3 protein-coding genes are annotated in these 1,364 nt (G+C 67.5%); 2 read left to right on the forward strand and 1 reads right to left on the reverse strand.

From position 1 onward, the window contains the following. Nucleotides 1-200: 200 nt before the first annotated feature. Nucleotides 201-494 (reverse strand): transposase, encoded by a 294-nt coding sequence (locus FVA95_RS28770; RefSeq protein WP_161992396.1) that lies wholly within the window; start codon nt 492-494, stop codon nt 201-203. A 201-nt stretch (nt 495-695) separates the two neighbouring features. Here FVA95_RS28770 and FVA95_RS28780 point away from each other — a divergent pair, with 201 nt between their 5' ends. Both FVA95_RS28780 and FVA95_RS34195 read left to right on the forward strand, forming a co-directional pair. Then, complete coding sequence (locus FVA95_RS28780; RefSeq protein ID WP_149666900.1) at nt 696-1,031, forward strand: helix-turn-helix transcriptional regulator; 336 nt, start codon at nt 696-698, stop codon at nt 1,029-1,031. 148 nt (nt 1,032-1,179) lie between these two features. After that, nucleotides 1,180-1,359: a helix-turn-helix domain-containing protein gene (locus tag FVA95_RS34195; RefSeq protein ID WP_161992526.1), complete on the forward strand. Its 180-nt coding sequence runs from the start codon at nt 1,180-1,182 to the stop codon at nt 1,357-1,359. Nucleotides 1,360-1,364: the final 5 nt, after the last annotated feature.

Here is a 1,364-nt window from a genome sequence, read left to right on the forward strand (position 1 = left end):
GACACGCGGCCACCCGTACGTTCCGCGGGATTCTTCGTGGATCGTGGTGATGTGTTTGAGCAACAACTCGTTCTCCACCGCCCGAACGGATTTGTGCCCGGATCACCATTCGTAGTAGCCTTGGCGGCGCACGCCAAGGACCCGGCAGGTCACCGCGACGTCGAATCCATCGTCGGCGAGTTCACGGACCAGCGGGAAAACTACTTTGGGAGAACGTTCTCCCGGGCAAAATACGCGGCCGCCCGCTTGAGAATCTCGTTCTCCACCTCAAGGCGACGCTTCTCCTTACGGAGCCCGGTCAATTCGCGTTTCTCGGCGCTACTCAGCCGTGAATCAGAGCCGCCGGTGTCGTCGGCGGCGGCCTGGGCCATCCAGCTCCGCAAACACGACTCCGATATCGACAGTTCCTTCGCGATCGCAGACACCGGCTTGTCGCCAGCACGAGCAAGGTCCACGGCGCGACGCCGGAACTCGGGCGGGTGAGGTGCAGGCACGAACAACATCCTCCCTGGTGGACCGGGTCCACCTCAGGTGACGTGTCCGGCGTCAGGGGTCAAGCTCAAGCACGCGTCTACGACTTCGATCTACACCTGCGTGTCCTCCGACTTCCGCAAGCGCACTCTGCGCCGCCACCTCGACGCCACGATCGCCGAGGCCCTCGCAGCAGGCTCGACGACCGGGCAGGAGACGCGAGCGTGAAGCGGAAGGTCGGCTACTCCTGGCGGCTGCGGGAGGTGATGGCCAGCCGGGGGATCTTCACCGCCACCCAGCTCGTTCCGCTGCTGGCCGACCGGGGCATCGACTTGTCGGCCTCCCAGGTCCACCGCCTGGTCTCTGGCATCCCGGAACGGCTGTCGCTGCAGGTGCTCTCGGCGTTCTGCGACATCCTCGGCTGCACCCCGGCCGAGCTGGTTGCCACCACCGCCGAGAACGCCGGCGTCCGACGCACCGCCACAGACGACCGCCCGGCGCCGCCCTCCACCGTCGCGAAGCTGCGCCCCCGCCCGGCCCGGATCCTCGACGACAAGTGAGCCCGGCGTCCTTCACCTCGGAGCAGTTCGAGCGCTGGCACAAGCGCACCTGCGTCCGCTGCGGGCGGTTCGGCTGCTTCGCCGCGGTCTGGCCGGACGGATCGGTCTGCCGAACGTGTGAGTGCCGCGCGCTGCGCCTGAATGGCCAGTGCCCCGGCTGACTCAGCAGCGGGTTCTGGCCGCGTTGGGTGCCGGGCATCGTCGGACCAAGGACATTGCGGCGGCGGCGGGGATGGCGTCGAGTAACACCTCTACCGCGTTGCGGCATCTCGCCGCGGCCGGTCTGGCCCGCAGCACTGATCGTGGACGGTGGGAACCAGTCTCGTAAGGGAC

The organism is Pseudonocardia sp. EV170527-09 (assembly GCF_008369905.1).
Taxonomy (GTDB): Bacteria; Actinomycetota; Actinomycetes; order Mycobacteriales; family Pseudonocardiaceae; genus Pseudonocardia.